General features: G+C 64.7%; 16 protein-coding genes. 12 read left to right on the top strand and 4 right to left on the bottom strand.

Annotated elements, in window-relative coordinates; translation table 11 throughout:
• The first annotated feature begins 3 nt into the window (after positions 1 to 3).
• Positions 4 to 432, top strand: coding sequence for a DUF3151 domain-containing protein (locus RHO23_RS18150; protein WP_030096232.1), 429 nt, complete (start codon positions 4 to 6; stop codon positions 430 to 432).
• Positions 433 to 573: 141 nt separating this feature from the next.
• On the top strand, positions 574 to 1485 hold the full coding sequence (locus RHO23_RS18145) for a cation diffusion facilitator family transporter (protein WP_046254976.1): 912 nt from the start codon (positions 574 to 576) through the stop codon (positions 1483 to 1485).
• Between the two features lie 13 nt (positions 1486 to 1498).
• On the opposite strand, the gene RHO23_RS18140 is transcribed toward RHO23_RS18145, so the two are convergent.
• Positions 1499 to 2263 carry a site-2 protease family protein gene (locus RHO23_RS18140; protein WP_046254975.1) on the bottom strand — a complete coding sequence of 255 codons (765 nt, stop codon included), beginning with the start codon at positions 2261 to 2263 and terminating at the stop codon, positions 1499 to 1501.
• 10 nt (positions 2264 to 2273) lie between these two features.
• Entirely contained in the window at positions 2274 to 2945 is a 672-nt protein-coding gene (locus RHO23_RS18135) for a diacylglycerol kinase family protein (protein ID WP_423488128.1), read from the bottom strand.
• Between the two features lie 148 nt (positions 2946 to 3093).
• Here RHO23_RS18135 and RHO23_RS18130 point away from each other — a divergent pair, with 148 nt between their 5' ends.
• Entirely contained in the window at positions 3094 to 4389 is a 1296-nt protein-coding gene (locus RHO23_RS18130) for an adenylosuccinate synthase (RefSeq protein ID WP_030096236.1), read from the top strand.
• Positions 4386 to 5048 carry a PaaI family thioesterase gene (locus RHO23_RS18125; RefSeq protein ID WP_030096237.1) on the top strand — a complete coding sequence of 221 codons (663 nt, stop codon included), beginning with the start codon at positions 4386 to 4388 and terminating at the stop codon, positions 5046 to 5048. The genes RHO23_RS18130 and RHO23_RS18125 overlap by 4 nt, the downstream gene beginning before the upstream one ends.
• Before the next feature lie 4 nt (positions 5049 to 5052).
• Here the strand turns inward: RHO23_RS18125 and RHO23_RS18120 are convergent, their stop codons facing one another.
• A complete protein-coding gene (locus RHO23_RS18120; RefSeq protein ID WP_030096238.1) occupies positions 5053 to 6633 on the bottom strand; it encodes a Na+/H+ antiporter in 1581 nt (526 codons plus the stop codon).
• 60 nt (positions 6634 to 6693) lie between these two features.
• On the opposite strand from RHO23_RS18120, the gene RHO23_RS18115 reads away from it, so the two are divergent.
• The 7 genes from RHO23_RS18115 to RHO23_RS18085 all read left to right on the top strand — a co-directional run bounded on the left by RHO23_RS18115 (position 6694) and on the right by RHO23_RS18085 (position 14099).
• Positions 6694 to 7011 carry a UBP-type zinc finger domain-containing protein gene (locus tag RHO23_RS18115; RefSeq protein ID WP_081343238.1) on the top strand — a complete coding sequence of 106 codons (318 nt, stop codon included), beginning with the start codon at positions 6694 to 6696 and terminating at the stop codon, positions 7009 to 7011.
• 77 nt (positions 7012 to 7088) lie between these two features.
• Positions 7089 to 8447 (top strand): formate-dependent phosphoribosylglycinamide formyltransferase, encoded by a 1359-nt coding sequence (purT, locus tag RHO23_RS18110; RefSeq protein WP_423488127.1) that lies wholly within the window; start codon positions 7089 to 7091, stop codon positions 8445 to 8447.
• Positions 8444 to 8893, top strand: a complete 450-nt coding sequence (locus tag RHO23_RS18105; RefSeq protein ID WP_070915722.1) for a nuclear transport factor 2 family protein — start codon at positions 8444 to 8446, stop codon at positions 8891 to 8893. Before purT ends, RHO23_RS18105 begins: the two co-directional genes overlap by 4 nt.
• Positions 8894 to 8904: 11 nt before the next feature.
• Entirely contained in the window at positions 8905 to 9330 is a 426-nt protein-coding gene (locus tag RHO23_RS18100) for a rhodanese-like domain-containing protein (RefSeq protein ID WP_030096241.1), read from the top strand.
• Positions 9327 to 10559: an O-succinylhomoserine sulfhydrylase gene (locus RHO23_RS18095; protein WP_423488126.1), complete on the top strand. Its 1233-nt coding sequence runs from the start codon at positions 9327 to 9329 to the stop codon at positions 10557 to 10559. The genes RHO23_RS18100 and RHO23_RS18095 overlap by 4 nt, the downstream gene beginning before the upstream one ends.
• Before the next feature lie 62 nt (positions 10560 to 10621).
• Complete coding sequence (locus tag RHO23_RS18090) at positions 10622 to 11095, top strand: hypothetical protein (RefSeq protein ID WP_064409753.1); 474 nt, start codon at positions 10622 to 10624, stop codon at positions 11093 to 11095.
• Positions 11096 to 11105: 10 nt separating this feature from the next.
• Positions 11106 to 14099, top strand: a complete 2994-nt coding sequence (locus RHO23_RS18085; protein ID WP_423488125.1) for an RND family transporter — start codon at positions 11106 to 11108, stop codon at positions 14097 to 14099.
• A 57-nt stretch (positions 14100 to 14156) separates the two neighbouring features.
• Here the strand turns inward: RHO23_RS18085 and RHO23_RS18080 are convergent, their stop codons facing one another.
• On the bottom strand, positions 14157 to 14783 hold the full coding sequence (locus tag RHO23_RS18080; RefSeq protein WP_423488124.1) for a TetR/AcrR family transcriptional regulator: 627 nt from the start codon (positions 14781 to 14783) through the stop codon (positions 14157 to 14159).
• Positions 14784 to 15149: 366 nt separating this feature from the next.
• Between RHO23_RS18080 and RHO23_RS18075 the strand changes: the two genes are divergently transcribed.
• Positions 15150 to 16505, top strand: a complete 1356-nt coding sequence (locus tag RHO23_RS18075) for a cytochrome P450 (RefSeq protein ID WP_423488123.1) — start codon at positions 15150 to 15152, stop codon at positions 16503 to 16505.

Genomic DNA, 16505 nt, shown 5'->3' with positions numbered 1-16505 from the left:
TGCATGAGTCCAATGCATGATCTGCTGGGTCCCGAGCCTGTGCTGCTACCCGGAGACGCCGAGGCCGAGTCGGCCCTGATCGAGGGCCGGGATCCTGCCGCGGTCGCGGCGGCGTACCCCTCCGCATCGATCGCCTGGGCCGAACTGGCGGAGAACGCGCTGGACGGTGACGGCTCGGTCGGCAGCATCATCACCGCCTACGCATTCGCGCGTACCGGGTATCACCGGGGCCTGGACCAGTTGCGACGGAACGGATGGAAGGGCTTTGGGCCGGTGCCCTACTCGCATGAGCCCAACCGTGGCTTCCTGCGTGCGGTGGCCGCCCTGGCGCGCGCCGCCCAGCTGATCGGCGAGAGCCACGAATTCGCGCGGTGCTGCGATCTGCTCGACGACTGCGATCCGGCTGCTCGCCCCGCGCTACTTACTTCCTGACGTCGACGCGCCGTCTTGTGGCGGCAATGTGCGATACGAATCCGCCACCGCGCGGCGTGTCGGCGAAGCGCGGCGGGCGGAATGACCCATTGGCCTATGCGAACTTTTGCATATAAGTTCGAGAGGTCGAGAGGAGTCACAGTGGGAGCCGGTCACGATCACGGGCATGTAGGCAATCCGGCCGACGCCCGGGTGGGACGCATGTGGGTCTCGCTGGGCATCGTCGGCTCCTTCTTCGTACTCGAGCTTGTCGTCGCCTTACTGATCAACTCGCTGGCCCTGCTGGCCGATGCGGGCCACATGCTCACCGATCTGGTCGGGCTCATCATGGGGCTCAGCGCCATCCTGCTGGCGCGCCGCGGCAGTACCTCGGCGGCACGGACTTATGGATGGCACCGGGCAGAGGTGCTCACCGCGATCGTCAACGCGGCGCTGCTCACCGGCATCGCGGCGTTCGTCATGTACGAAGCGGTGGAGCGTCTCACCGGTGGCGCACCCCCGGAAGTGCCGGGTCTGCCGATGATGGTGGTCGCGCTGGCCGGGCTGGCCGCCAATGTCGTGGTGATCTGGCTGCTGCGCTCGCACGCGGAAAGCAGTCTCGCGGTGCGCGGCGCCTACATGGAGGTGCTGGCCGATGCCGTCGGCAGCGTCGGGGTACTCGTAGCGGCGATCATCACCCTGACCACCGGCTGGCGATACGCCGACATTGTGGTCGGTGTCCTGATTTCGCTGTGGATCCTGCCGCGCGCGTTCTCGCTGGCGCGGGCCGCGCTGCGCATCCTGACGGAGACCTCGCCCAAGCACATCGACGTCGACGAGCTGCGTGCCGCGTTACTGGCGGTGGATGGCGTGAGCAGCGTGCACGACCTGCATGTGTGGACCCTGGTGCCCGGAAAGGACATGGCCACCGCGCACCTGACCAGCACGGCCGACGCAGCGCAGGTGCTGGCGGCGGCACGGTCCGTACTGGCCGAGCGTGGTCTTCCTCATGCCACCATCCAGGTGGAACCCCCTGAGGCGCAGGAGCATTGCGAGGAACACGCCAACTGGTAGCGGTCGGTTCCGGCTAGAGCAGCTTGCCCCAGAAGCGGAACAGCCAGCCGCCGATACGGGACAGATCGGGGTCGACGCCCAATGACGCGACGATCCAGTAGACCGCATCGAAGAATGCCCTGTTGATCGGCGGCGACATCAACAGCACGAACAGGATCAGGAATCCGAACGTCTTGGCATTGGCAAGCGTGCGTTGCGTTTTCGGGCTCAAATGCGGCTCGAGTGCGCCGTAGCCGTCCAAACCCGGCACGGGCAACAGGTTGAGCACCACCGCCGTCACCTGGAGGAAACCGAGGTAGGCCATCGCCGCCCAGAACACCACATGGTCGCGATCGGCGAAAAGCGCTGTCGTCCCCAGAATCAGCACCGCGAGTGCGGCATTGGCGCTCGGCCCGGCCAGGCTCACCTGGGTGCGCTGCCGGTTGGTCATCCCGGCGGTGTGCACGTACACCGCGCCGCCGGGAAGCCCGATGCCGCCGAGCGCGATGAACACCAGCGGCAGCACCATCGAGAGGACGGGATCGGTGTACTGCAGCGGGTTCAACGTCAGGTATCCGCGTGCCTGGGTGTCGCCGAAACGCCAAGCCGTGTACGCGTGTCCGAACTCGTGCAGGCACAGGGACACCACCCAGCCGGTGAACACGAAGACGAATACCCCGCCGCGGGCCAGCGGCTCGGTGGAATTGCCGCCGAGCCACGCGAGTACCGCCCCGGCAACGGTGAGTGCGACGAGCGCGAGAAAGACCGGGCTGGGACGGACGGACTGGGAGGTCTTCACCGGTGCGAAGCTACCGGACGAGCAACCAGCCCTGCTGGTGCCGATAGAACGTGGACCGGGTGACGGGACGAGCGCCCGCGACACCGTCACGGACCACGACGGCACCTTCGGTTCCCAGCTGAGCCGCCCGTCCGGTCACCCAGCGGCGGGGCAGGAGGCGTGCTCGGCCCCGGACGCCGGCTCGCAGGCCCGGCAGCGCTTCGATGGGTTCGATGTCGACGGCGGCCATGCCCTCGAACAGCAGGGTGTCATCGACTGTGGCCTCGCCGGTGACCGCTTCGCCGTCGGTGCCCTGCCATGAGGCGCGCCCGGCGAGGGCGGTGCCGGTGTCGTCCCGGATGAGTGGCACCCGGTGCGCGCGGCCCGTGCGGGCCCGGCGGGCCGCGCCGATCCCGATCCGATAGGTCCGGCGTGCGCGTGAACGGCGATCTGGCACGAAACCCAACTCCACGTCCAGTCTTTCGGCGCGCATCAGCCGGGTCAGCACCTGCCCCAGATCACCGTCTCCGCCGACCACGATGAGCCGGAGCGTGCCGTCCGGAAGCGCATCCAGGAGTGTGCGCACCGCGTCGGATCCCTCGACCCGGTCCACGGGGAGGTCACGCAGAATGCGGGGCAGTCGGCGGGTGCCGAACAGCAAAACCCGCGCCGCCGCCGTTTCGGTGACGCTCGGGGTACTCACCAGCGACCTCCTTCGTCGGTCCGAATACGTACAAAGCCCGTGGCCTGCGATACAGTGGCTCACCGGCTGAACAACATTTTGCACGCGCAGCGTTGCGCCGCGATGGCCCGCGGTGGGGGCTGCCAACAGGGAAGCGCAGAGAACGCACATGCCGGCAATAGTCCTGATCGGCGCCCAGTGGGGCGACGAGGGGAAAGGCAAGGCAACCGACCTGCTCGGTGGCTCGGTTCAATGGGTAGTCCGCTACCAGGGCGGTAACAACGCCGGACACACCGTGGTGTTACCCAACGGAGAGAACTTCGCCTTGCACCTCATCCCGTCGGGGATCCTCACTCCGGGGGTGACGAACGTCATCGGCAACGGGGTCGTCGTCGATCCGGGCGTGCTCTTGACCGAGCTCGCGGGTCTGGAGCAGCGGGGTATCGACACCTCGGGTCTCATCTTGTCCGCCGACGCGCATCTGCTGATGCCGTACCACGTCGCGATCGACAAGGTGACCGAAAGGTACCTGGGATCCAAGAAGATTGGCACCACCGGCCGCGGTATCGGCCCCTGCTATCAGGACAAGGTAGCGCGTATCGGGATCCGGGTCGCCGATGTTCTCGACGAGGAATCTCTGCGCCAAAAGGTTCATGCCGCACTGGAATTCAAGAACCAGGTGCTGGTCAAGATCTACAACCGCAAGGCGCTCGACCCGGATCAGGTTGTCGACGGTGTGCTGGAGCAGGCCGAGGGATTCAAGCATCGCATCGCCGACGCGCGTCTTGAGCTCAACCAGGCGCTGGAACGCGGTGAGACGGTGCTACTGGAGGGATCGCAGGGCACGCTGCTCGACGTCGATCACGGCACCTATCCCTTTGTGACGTCCTCGAATCCGACGGCCGGCGGCGCTTCGGTGGGGTCCGGTATCGGGCCCACCCGGATCACCACCGTGCTCGGGATTCTCAAGGCGTACACCACCCGCGTCGGTTCGGGTCCGTTCCCCACCGAGCTGTTCGACGAACACGGCGCCTACCTGGCCAAGACGGGCGGCGAGGTGGGCGTCACCACCGGGCGCGCCCGGCGCTGCGGGTGGTTCGACGCCGTCATCGCCCGGTACGCCACCCGGGTCAACGGCATCACCGACTACTTCCTGACCAAGCTGGACGTGCTGTCGAGTCTGCAGACCGTCCCGATCTGTGTCGGGTACGAGGTGGATGGCAAGCGCACCAACGAAATGCCGATGACCCAGAGCGAGATCTACCGCGCCACACCGGTTTACGAAGAGCTTCCGGGTTGGTGGGAGGACATTTCCACGGCTCGCGAGTTCAGCGACCTGCCCGCCAAGGCGCAGGACTACGTGTTGCGTCTCGAGGAGCTCGCCGGTGCGCCGATGTCATGCATCGGCGTTGGGCCGGGCCGCGATCAGACGATTGTGCGGCGGGACATACTCTCGAAGTCATGACTGCCGACGGGGACAGACTCGCCGCACTGCATGAAGAGATGAATCGGGCCATCCGTGAAATCCGTGGCGGGGGTTTTCCCCAGTACTCGCCGTCCTCGGTGGGGCCCGGATTCGGGCGGTTCCTGACCGCCATGCGGCGGCTGCAGGATCTCGCGGTGTCGGCCGATATGGACGATCCGCGCTGGGACGAGGCGGCCGATCTCACCGAGAAGCTCGTCGAGCTGATGGACCCGTACCAGGCGCCCGAGGGTGTCGGACCTGCCAATCGGGTCGCCGACGAGCCCGCCAACGGGCACCTATTGCTGCCGCCGTGGTTCATCGACAAGGCCGGACCGGACGGTATCGAGGCGCATGGTGACTTCCCGCGGTTCTACCTCGGCGGTAATGGCGCCGTACACGGCGGCATCCTGCCGCTGTTGTTCGATCATCTCTTCGGGATGACGGTGATCATGGCGGGCCGCACCATCAGCCGTACGGCCTTCCTGCACGTCAACTACCGCCAGGTGGTGCCGGTCGGTGTGCCCCTGACGGCCAGCAGCCGCATCGACGAGGTGGATCGCCGCAAGGCGTTCGTCTCGGCGGAGCTCTATGACGCACAGGGGACGGTGCTGGCCGATGCCAACGGGCTGATGGTGCAGCTGCTGCCCGGCCAGCCGTGACGGGCTACCTGTCGGCCTGATTCATGGTGGCCTCTTCGAGGTCGAGCCCCCGCAACACGGTGCGCAGCACCTCGTCGTCGATATTGCCCGCATCGCGTTCGGCGATGAACACTTCACGCTCCTTCTCGAGCATCTCCAGGCGCAGGTTCCGGAACGCGGCCATCGGGCTCTCACCGGCATCCTCATCGCTGCGTCCGAGTCGCTCCCAGGCCGCGTTGCGGCGCCGGGTGTTCCAGTGCCGCAGGATCTCCGCGGCCCGGCTGCGCACGTTGGTGTCCTCGATGCCGTCGTTGTCATCCAGGAGTTCCTCGAGACGATCGGCCGCCGCGCGGGCAGCCTTGTCCTGGGCGGCGGCCTCGGCCAGGGCATCCTTGCGTTCATCGTCGCTCTGCACGCCCAGCACCCTGATCACCCACGGCAACGTAAGGCCGTGCAGCAGAAGGGTTCCCACCACCACCACAAAGGTGAGGAACACGATGTGCGGATGCCCGGGCAGCGGCTCGCCGGTGACGGTGGACAGTGGCACCGCGAAGGCCATCGCCAGCGACACCACACCGCGCATCCCGGCCCATGCCACCACAAAGACCCCACGTGCCGACGGGCGTTGGCCGGGCGGACGCATATAGGCGAATGCGAAGACGAACACGATGCGCACCACGATGACGGTGGCCAGCACCGCGATCGACGACAGCAGGATGGTCTGGAACGACAGGCCGCGTAGTCCCTCGATGACCTTGGGCAGCTGCAACCCGATGAGCAGGAACGCGAAGGACTCGAGCAGCAGCTGCACGGCCTTCCACACCGCATCGTCCTGTAGCCGGGTGGCGTATCCGGCATGGACCGAGCGGTGCCCCAGCATCAGGCCGGCGACCACCACCGCGATCACGCCGGAGCCGTGTATCTCCTCAGCGAGCAGGTAGGCGAAGAACGGCACCACCAGGCCGATGGCGCTCTCGGACAGCGGATCGTCGAGCTTGCAGCGGATGATGTTGACCAATTTCCCGATGACAACCCCGACGAGCACCCCACCGACGGCCGCGAGCGCAAAGATCTTGAGCCCGTCGGCCACGGTGGCGCCGAGCCCGATCGCCGCGGCGATCGCGACCCGATATGCGGTGAGTGCGGTGGCGTCGTTGAGCAGACTCTCGCCGCCCAGCAGCGTCATGATGTTGCGCGGCAGGCCCAGGCGGCGGCCGATGGCGGTGGCCGATACCGCATCGGGCGGTGCCACGATGGCGCCGAGCACCATCGCGCCGGCCAGCGGCAGCTCGGGAACCGCATAGAACGCCACGAAGCCCACCGCGACCGTGGTGACCAGCGGAAGCACCACGGCCAGGCTGCTGACCGCCCGCACGTTCTTGCGCAGGTTCACGTAGGAGCTCTCCAGCGCCGTGGTGTAGAGCAGCGGCGGCAGAATCACGAACAGCACCAGGTCCGGGTCCATCTCGATGGACGGCAGGCCGGGGATGGCGGTAGCCGCCAAACCCGCCACGACCAGTACCAACGGGGTGGGAAGCCCGAATCGCCGGGAAATCGCTGCCAGGACGAGGGCGGCCGTGAGTACTGCCAGCAGTGAAACGTTCACCTTCGTATTCTGTGCGGAGAGTGGTCCTGGCACCTAAGCGGGCACGTTGAGAGGGCATGTATGAAGCGGCTGTTCCGGCGCGGATCTGCTGCGCCCGCGTCGACACCGGGGCCGGGCCCCTGTCCGGAGCTGGTGGCCGCCACCGGGCCCGATCCTGAACCCCGGACCCCCGGGCATTGCGAGGACTGCGCCGCGCTGGGCGAGCAGGTCTGGGCCCATTTGCGGATGTGCCTGGAATGCGGCCGGGTGAGCTGCTGCGATTCCAGTCCCCACCAGCACGCCACCGCACATTTTCACGCCTCGGGGCACCCGGTGATGCGTTCCCATGAGCCCGGTGAGGATTGGCGCTGGTGTTATATCCACAGCACTCTGGGTTGAGGATGTGTGGCAATCTGGCACGCTAGGCACGGTCCAACAGGGCAACAGACCGACCGGAAGGCGTAAAAGACATCGTGGTGACGCAGGAGGGTTCGCCCCCCAGCGAGCAAGGGTCGACGGCGTCAACTGACACCGTGGAGCCTGGGCCCGCCGAGACGGCGCCGGTGACCGAGGACGCCATCCGTGCCACCAACGGCGCCAAGGTGCCCAAGGCCGCCAAGGCGGTGAAGCCCGCCGTCGAGACGGCGGCGTCTGCCGGGGACGCACCGGAGCCTGGCGCCCCGAACCGCACCACGGTGATGCTGCTGGGTTCGGGTGAACTCGCCAGGGAGCTGGCCATCTCCTTCCAGCGCCTGGGTGCCGAGGTCGTCGTGGTGGACACCGGCACGCCCGGGCCCGCCCAGGACGCGGCGGACCGTTCGGTGCTCGCATCGATCGGTGAGTCGGAGACCCTGTTCGAGCTCATCGAGAAGGAACGGCCCCGGTTCGTGGTGCCGCTGGTGGAGACGGCCTCGGTCGACGCGCTCGAGAAACTGGCCGAAGGAAAGGTCACCCAGGTCATTCCGACCGCCAAGGCCGTGCGACTGGCGGGCGATCGCGAGGCGATGCGGCGGATGGCGGCCGAGGAACTCGGCTTGCCCACGCCCGCCTACTGGTTCGCGAACTCGGTCGAGGAACTGCACAAGGTTCTCGAGACCGCGGGTTTCCCGGTGGTGGTGCGCCCGGTCTCGGCCGCCTACGGGCAGGGCGAATCGGTGGTGCTGCGGGAGAGCGACGCGGAACCGGCGTGGGATCAGGCCGTCGCGGCGAACATCGGTGACATCCAGCGAGTGCTGGTGGAGACCGTGGTGGAGATCGACTACGAGATCACGCTGCTGACGGTGCGCACGGCCGGGGTCGGCGGTGCGACCAGACTGTATTTCTGCGAGCCCATCGCACACCGCCAGAGTGGCACCGACGCGATGCAGATGTGGCAGCCGCAGCCGCTGAGTCAGGCGGCGCTCGAGCTGGCGCGGTCGATTGCCGCCCGCGCGGTCAATGCCCTTGGTGGGCACGGTGTTTACGGTGTCGAGCTGTTCGTCCGCGGCGACGAAGTCTACTTCTGCGACGTGAGTGCGCGGCCCTATGACTCCGGGCTGGTGACGGTGCGATCGCAGCGGCTATCTGAATTCGATATGCACGCGCGCGCGGTGCTGGGGGTTCCGATCGACACCATTTTGGTGTCGCCGGCGGCCGCCGAGCTGGTCTACGGCGACGGTCAGGGTCCGACGCCGCGGCAGCTCGATGAGGCGTTGCAGATACCTGAGAGCGATGTTCGGGTGTTCGGGCATTCGGAGATCCATCGGCGCCGCCGTGTTGGGTTGGCACTGGCCACCGCACCCAATACCGCGCTGGCGATGAGCCGCGCGCATCAGGTCGCCAGGCATCTGCGGTGACGCCCGAGGAGCAGGTGGAATCCGAGGATCGCGGGAGTATCGGCCCCTTCATCGCTGGGGCGGTGATCTTTGGAATCGTGGTGATCGGTATTGCGGTGTCGACGTTCTTCCGGTCGGGTGACGGTCTCACCGAAGAGGGCAGGGTAGGGCAGTCGGTCATCGCGCAGAACGATGCGCTGCAGCGACATGCCTATGCCGACTATGTGGCCAGCAGCTGCCGAGCCATCATCGGCCCGGAACAGAATGTGATTGCCGCGCAGGACAAATCCGAGGCGGCGCGCGGAAACCGGTATGTGGAGGACGTCAAGGACGTCAAGATCACCGGGGATACCGCCACCGCCGCGGTGACCTATCACTACATGAAATCCGAGGACACCAAGCTCACCGCGGACGTCTCCTTCGTCAAGGAAGACGGCTCGTGGAGGGTCTGCAGCCAGTACCAATAGACTGGCTCTTCGTGGGCTACGCAGGAGATATCACCCCGGAGGCGGCGTGGGCGCTGCTCAAGGAAAACCCAGAGGCCGTTCTTGTCGATGTGCGCACGTCGGCGGAGTGGAAGTGGGTCGGGATTCCCGACCTCACCGAGCTCGGCCGCGACGTCGTGTACATCGAGTGGGTGCGCTCTAACGGCGAACGCAATGAGCAGTTTCTGGAAGAGCTGGCGGCCGCGGGCGTGACCGGGCCGTCCCAGGGGGACGACCGCCCGGTGATCTTCCTGTGCCGGTCCGGCAATCGGTCGATCGGTTCGGCGGAACTGGCGACCGAGGCGGGAATCGCCCCGTCCTACAACGTGCTTGACGGGTTCGAGGGCAACCTGGATGAGAACGGGCACCGTGGCGGCGTCGGATGGCGTGCCATCGGGCTGCCGTGGCGGCAGTCATGAACCAGACTCCTGACGGCATTCCCTCGGTGCGCATACCCAAGGCGCTGCCCGACGGCGTGAGCCAGGCGACCATCGGTGTGCGCGGTGGGCTGCTGCGCTCCGAGTTCGAGGAGACCGCCGAGGCGATGTACCTGACCTCCGGGTACGTCTACGAGAGCGCGGCTGCCGCGGAACGCGCCTTCACCGGCGAGGTCGATCGGTATGTGTACTCCCGCTACGGCAACCCCACGATCTCCATGTTCGAGGAGCGGCTGCGGCTCATCGAGGGTGCCGAGGCGGCATTCGCGACGGCGACAGGCATGTCGGCCGTCTTCACCGCGCTGGGCGCGTTGCTCGGTGCCGGTGACAGGCTGGTCGCGGCTCGGAGCCTGTTCGGGTCCTGTTTCGTGGTCTGTAACGAGATTCTGCCGCGCTGGGGTGTGGAGACCGTGTTCGTGGACGGTGAAGACCTCTCCCAGTGGGAGGAAGCGCTGTCCGTTCCTACACAGGCAGTCTTCTTCGAAACCCCTTCCAACCCAATGCAATCACTCGTCGACATCGAAGCGGTGTGCCAACTGGCGCATGCTGCCGGTGCAAAGGTGGTGCTGGACAACGTTTTTGCTACCCCACTGTTGCAGCAGGGTATTCCGCTGGGCGCCGATGTGGTGGTCTATTCCGGCACAAAGCACATCGACGGGCAGGGCCGGGTGCTTGGCGGCGCCATCCTGGGCGAGACCGAATACATCGAGGGACCCGTCAAGACGCTGATGCGGCACACCGGGCCGGCGCTGAGCCCCTTCAATGCCTGGACGCTGGTGAAAGGCCTTGAAACACTGGATCTTCGGGTGCGGCATGCCAACGAATCCGCCTCCAAGATCGCGCAGTTCCTGGAACAGCATCCCGCGGTGCGCTGGGTGAGGTACCCGTTCCTGTCGAGCCATCCTCAGTACGAACTGGCCAAGCGGCAGATGCGCGGCGGCGGCACCGTCGTCACCTTCGAGCTGGACGCCGACGGCGACGCGGGCAAGCAGCGTGCCTTCGAGGTGCTCGACGGGACCTCGCTCATCGACATCTCGAACAACTTGGGTGACTCCAAGTCGCTGATCACCCATCCCGCCACCACCACCCATCGGGCGATGGGTCCGGAGGGACGTGCGGCGATCGGGCTCTCCGATGGCGTGGTGCGTTTATCGGTCGGGCTGGAGTCCACCGAGGACCTCATCGCGGATCTGGAACGGGCACTCGGCTAATTCGGGCTAGCTTTAGTTAGCAGGGGCTAGCACTAAGGGCGAAGCCTTTGTAGTATCCCGTCATGACGCAACGAAGCGTTCATTTCGCGGTATTGGTGTTTGCCGCCGTGATGATGTCGCAGGCCCTGAGCGCTTGCTCGATGTCGGATTTCGTGGGTGGCGCCGTAGAGCGCACCACATATCCGCCGGTCACGCCGATTCCCCCGCCCCCGCCCGGTGTAAACGTTCTGCCCCCAGACTTTCCGCGGGATATCCCGGTCATCAAAGGCACGTATCGCCAGGATGCCGAGGGCAGTTCTCGGACCTTGGCGGTCAGCGGCGTGGACGCCTCAGCGGTCGCCGCGGCGGGCAAGCTCCTGACCGATGCGGGATTCGAACATCAAACCGTCGTGGGCCAGGACGCCTACCTCAACAGCCGATACACCGTGCTGGTGGTCGGCGACGACCTCGGTGGAACCTTCACCCTGCGCTACACCGTCATGCCGATGACCGGCGTGCCGGGCATGCCCAGTGTCACCTTTCCGCCGTTGATCTGAGGAGCCCAGGATGTCGCACCAATACAGTCCGGCGTTCGAACGGGCCGGGCGTTTCGTGGCCAAGCACGCAAAGCTGGTGATACTGGCGTGGATAGCGGTCGCTGTTCTGGTCAATGCCGCCTGGCCGCAGCTGGAGCGGGTCGCCAACGAACATTCGGTGAGTCCACTGCCGACGGGCGAAGTGAGCCCGGCGTTGGCATCGATGAAGGAGATGGGAAAGGCTTTCGGACGTCCCGGAATCGATAACGCCGTCATCATAGTTATGCACAGCGACAAGGGATTTGATGCCGAGTCGCAGGCTCGGTACTCCGCGCTGATCGACCGGCTGGGTGCGAACAAGGAGTACGTCACCTTCGTGCAGGATCAGCTGGGCGATCCGCGGATGCGCAGTAACCCGTTGGCGCGCAAGCAGGTTCTCAGCGAGGACGGCACCACGTGGTACGCGATGGCGGGTTTGGCCGGGGACCTTGGTACTCCGTTGGCGCAGAGGGCATATCGATCGGTTGACGATTTGGTGAAACAGACGTTCGCCGGATCGGCCACCACGGCGAACATCACCGGCGCGGCGGGCACCATCACCGATATGGGCAACGCCGCGCTGGGCGATCTGCCCAAGATCGGCGCGGTGACGGTGGTCGTCATCGGCCTCATCTTGTTGTTGGTCTTCCGTTCGTGGTTCACCGCGATGCTGCCGCTGCTGGTGATGGGAATGAGTCTGCTCATCGCACGTGGAGTCATCGCCGGACTTGCCGATCGGGGCTTGGTCCCGGTGTCCTCGGTGTCTGCCGGGCTGATGATGGCCGTGCTGATGGGGGCCAGCGTCAACTACACGGTGTTCCTGGTGAGCCGGTACCACGAGCGAATTCGCGCGGGGGAGGCGCCGCCGGATGCGCTGGCGCATGCCTGTGGCTCGATGACCAGGGTCATCCTGGCGACGGCTGCCACGGTGGCGATCGCCAATATCGCCCAGTTGACCGCCAAGCTGGCCTTCCTCGCGGCGGCCGGTCCGGCGGTGTCCATGGGGGTTATCGTCGCGTTCTTCGTGGTCACCACGCTGCTACCGGCGACGCTGAGCCTGGCCGCCCAGCGCGGATTGGGGCTGCCCGGGCCCGATCGGGCCGGCGTGTACTGGCACCGGATGGGGGTGAACATCGTGCGGCACCCCTGGCCCGTCTTCGGTGCGGCGATCGTGATCCTCTTGGCGGCGGCGTCCTTCGTGCCCTTCATGCGGCCCAGTTTCGATATGTCGCGGGTGCTGCCGGATTCGGCCCAGTCGAACCAGGGTATGCACATTCTCAATGCCCACTTTCCCGCCAATTCGGTGATGCCGCAATATCTCCTGATACAGGCGCCATCGGATCTGCGCAATCCGCGTGCATTGGCCGATCTTGACCAGATGGCCGAGCGCATCTCTCAACTCCCGGGAGTCGGGAAGGTCGTCGGCATCACCCGTCCGGATGGCAACAAGCTCACTCAGGCGACGTTGGCATGGCAGATCGGATACATGGGAACGCAGATCGACAAGACAGGCGGGCAGGTCAACGCCGACCTGCGGCCGCAGCTCGAACGGATGTCCAAGCTCGCCGATGTCATGTCGGCCATGACCAACGAACTGGGCGACGGGGATCTGGTCCGGATGCAGCAGATGATGCCGCAGATGTTGTCGATGGCCAAAGAGGTTGAAGGGCAGTTGGACCGGTATCAGTCGCTGATATCGCAGATGGGCACGGTGGCGGGGATGGTGGATCAGCTCGCGAAGATGGGCCCCTCGGTCGAGGCGACCTTCTTGGCGCTCGACGCCGGGGCGTCGTTGACCCAGACGCTGGCCGAATCCCCCTTCTGCCCGGTGCAACCCGATTGTGTGAAGCTGCGCGATCAGCTCGTCGAGCTACGCGACAAGGGGCCACTGGCCTCGGCGGAAAACCTGCGTGAGTCGGTGCGGGCGGTCACCGGCGGCAAGACGATCACCCAGTTACTGGGCGATATGAACAATCAGTTCAAGCAGATTCGCGGACTACTCGCGAAATTGCCCGAGATGGAACGCAAGTTCGAACGTATCTCCGGCTACTTCCAGCAGCTTCAGGGACTGGGTGTGGACATGAACTCCGTCAAGACGATGGGCGTGCGAATCCGCGACCTGAACACCCAACTTGAGGACACCGTGCGGTCCATGGGTGAGGCGGCCGTGACCCTGCAGACCATTGGGAAGGACTCCAATTCCCCTGCCGCATCCGGGTTCTCCGTCCCGGGGGCGATGTTGCAGAACCCTGGGTTCAAGGAGCTGAGTTCGGCATTCTTACAGGACGGTGGGCGTACCGCCATGTATCTGGTTCAGTCACCGCTGAATCCCTATGGGCCCGAAGCGATGCAGCTGAGCCGCGATATGGAGCGTGTCGGCAGCGAGGCAACTCCCAACACGGCCCTGGCTGGTGCCACGGTGTCAGTGGGCGGTTTTCCCGCCATCAATGCCGACCTGAAGAAGGCCTACGACAGCGATCTTCGCGAGATCATCGTTGTCACGCTCCTCATCATCTTCCTGGTGATGTGCCTGTTGCTGCGGGCGGTAGTGGCACCGTTGTACCTGTTGGGCACGGTGCTCCTCACCTATATCGCATCGCTGGGCATCGGCGTGCTGGTGTTCCAGGTTCTCCTTGGGCAACAGCTTGATTGGGCGGTCCCGGCCATGACGTTCGTGCTGATTGTGGCCGTCGGTGCCGACTACAACATGTTGTTCATCTCACGACTGCGGGAGGAGAGTGCCCGGGGCATGCGGCTTGGCATCATCCGGACCGTGCGTCAGACGGGTTCGGTGATCACCTCGGCCGGTCTGGTGTTCGCCGCCAGCCTTTTGGGGATGATGGTTGGCTCGGTCAATCAGATGGTGCAGATGGGTTTCATCATCGGCGTGGGCATCCTGCTGGACACCTTCATTGTCAGGACGCTAATGGTGCCCACCTTGGCTCAGGCCTTCGGCAAGCTGAGCTGGTGGCCCTCCAAGGCGTGACGAAACGTCGAAGGGACTGTGGGGCGGCAAGTTTGAATCACGAGCCATGGCTTTGGTTTAGGTCCGCAACGCGGCGTGCACTATTGCCGTGAGGTACTGTCGTGCAAACGCACGGGCGCTCTCATCCGAATCGGTAGGCAACGCTGTCGACGGACTGGCGAGAAGTGTTGCCGTGATACGCAGTGAGATCTCAAGGGCATTCTCGATTTCGGTGCTCGGCGTTACGCCTTCATCCTGAACGAGTTGAGCGATGGCGTGCAGCATCACGCGTGCGCTAGGCGAGTTTGTATCGAGCAGCTTTTGCAACAACATCCGGTCATCGAATTCCTTGAGAGCTCGAATCATGGGGTGCTCGCGCGCTTCGCGTACGCCGAGGACAAACGCTTCGACTACCTTGTCTTCCAACGACTCTAAAGCTTTTAAAGCCGTTTGTGCTCGGGCGAAGAACTCCACAAGATCGCGGGCAGCAACTGCCGTGACAATGTCGTCCTTGTCTCCGCAGCGCCGGAAAAGAGTAGGGCGGGACACGCCTGCTCGCCTAGCGATCTCGCTGATGGAGGCGCGACGGATTCCGTGTGATACGAACTCGGATCGCGCCACATCGAGCAGCCGCGAAGTCTCGTGATCGAACTTCAGCAGAGCACCGAATTGTGGTGGTTCAGTGCCAGTTTGACGTTCAGGCATGCACGGAACTGTAACAGCCCATAGAGGCGATGCAACATCTGTCATAAATGTTACATTGTTGCATTGCCTGTCTTTGTGTGCTTATGATCCGGCTCACCCACTACGTACGAGGGGAAAGCTGATATGAATCAACCGCCTAGGGCGCGATCCGCGGATTCTCACGTTGGTTGCCCTATCGATGCTGAACCAACGGTGCCCCCTGGTGCATTGTCAGGCCGCATGCGGGTCGATAACCAAGCCCCGCTAGCAGCGTCCGAGCGGGACAAGCTGGGGAGAGCTGCAACTGGCCGATCGAGTGTATTGAGCGCGTTGAACCAAGATCCTTACTGGCCAACGAGACTGGCGGTCCCAACAATTTTGGGGGCAATGCGCGGCGTGGGTAGACCGACGCCATTGCCTCCAGGGCCGAAGGGTCTGCCGGTGTTTGGGTCGTTGTTCGAGTTGCGCCGGAATCCGTTTGAATACATGCGTCGTAATGCCACGGAGTATGGCGACATATTCCGTGTTCCGCTGCCCTTCATGGACATGATCGCGGTGACTCATCCGGACCTGGTGAGCGCGTTCATGGATGAGCCCACTGGGCGTTACAGCATGGCCGGTCCGGGTCGGTGGGCCACACAGATCGTGGGCGCTGCCGTTCCGATGCTTGAAGGAGAGAAGTTTCGGCAGCGTCGAAAGATGCTTCTGCCCATGTTCTCTCGCAGGCATCTGGCACGCATCGGCGATGTGATAGCGGATGAGTTCGTCAAGCGGGTCGACCTGTGGTCGGGGTGGGCAGACTCGGGGCAGGTGGTGGACCTTCAGCACGAGATCGCCAAAGTCACGCTGCCGGCCTTCCTGCGTGCGATGTTCTCCTCTTCCATCAGCGAGGATGAGATACGCAATACCGATATTGATATACGTATGGGGATGGCGCTTGCCGGTGCGGCGTCCATGATGATGCCTATACCACCGTTGTTCCCGTGGCCAGGCCGCCAGAGCGTGCCCCGGTCCGTGGCCAGGATCTACATGCTGGCGAGGAGGCTGATTCGCCGTCGGCGCGAGAGCCCAGTGGATACTAAAGATCTCCTGGATATCTTGCTTGACGCACGCTACGAGGATGGATCGCCGATTTCGGAACGAGATCTGGCGATGGAGCTGATCATTTTGATAGGTGGCGGATACGAAACGGTTGTCGCGTCATTGTCCTGGACTCTGGCACTACTGCTGGCTCACCCCGAGCACCTAGCCAAGCTCTACGACGAGATCGACTCGCTCGGCGGCGCAGTGCCCACGGCCGAGGATCTTCCCCGGCTGCCATGGGCAAAGGCCTGTTTCGATGAGGGGCAACGGTTACAGGGGCATCCCATAAATCCCCGGTTTTCGATGGCGGACAATGAGCTTGGTGGATACGTGGTCCCGAAGTTCACGGTGGTGGGCGCCCCGATGTATGCCATTCATCGCGATCCGCGCTGGTGGCCCAATCCCGATGTCTACGACCCGACGCGCTTCACCGACGAATTGCTCACGCGGGCACGCCCACGGCTAGCCTTCATGCCGTTCGGGTCGGGCCCGCATCACTGTGTCGGCACCGGACTGGCATATATGAATGCGCAATTCCTGCTCACCGTTATCTTCCAACGCTATCGCCTGCATCTACAGCGCGGCTGGTCCCCGCAGCACAAATTCTCCTTCTCGGTCACGGTTGATGGCGGGCTACCTGTCAACTTGAGTCGGGCCTGA

Source organism: Mycobacteroides sp. PCS013 (assembly GCF_049532645.1).
GTDB classification, from domain to species: Bacteria; Actinomycetota; Actinomycetes; order Mycobacteriales; family Mycobacteriaceae; genus Mycobacterium; species Mycobacterium gwanakae.
Note: the sequence above shows the minus strand (reverse complement) of the source record. Positions and strands in the feature narration are given on the sequence as shown.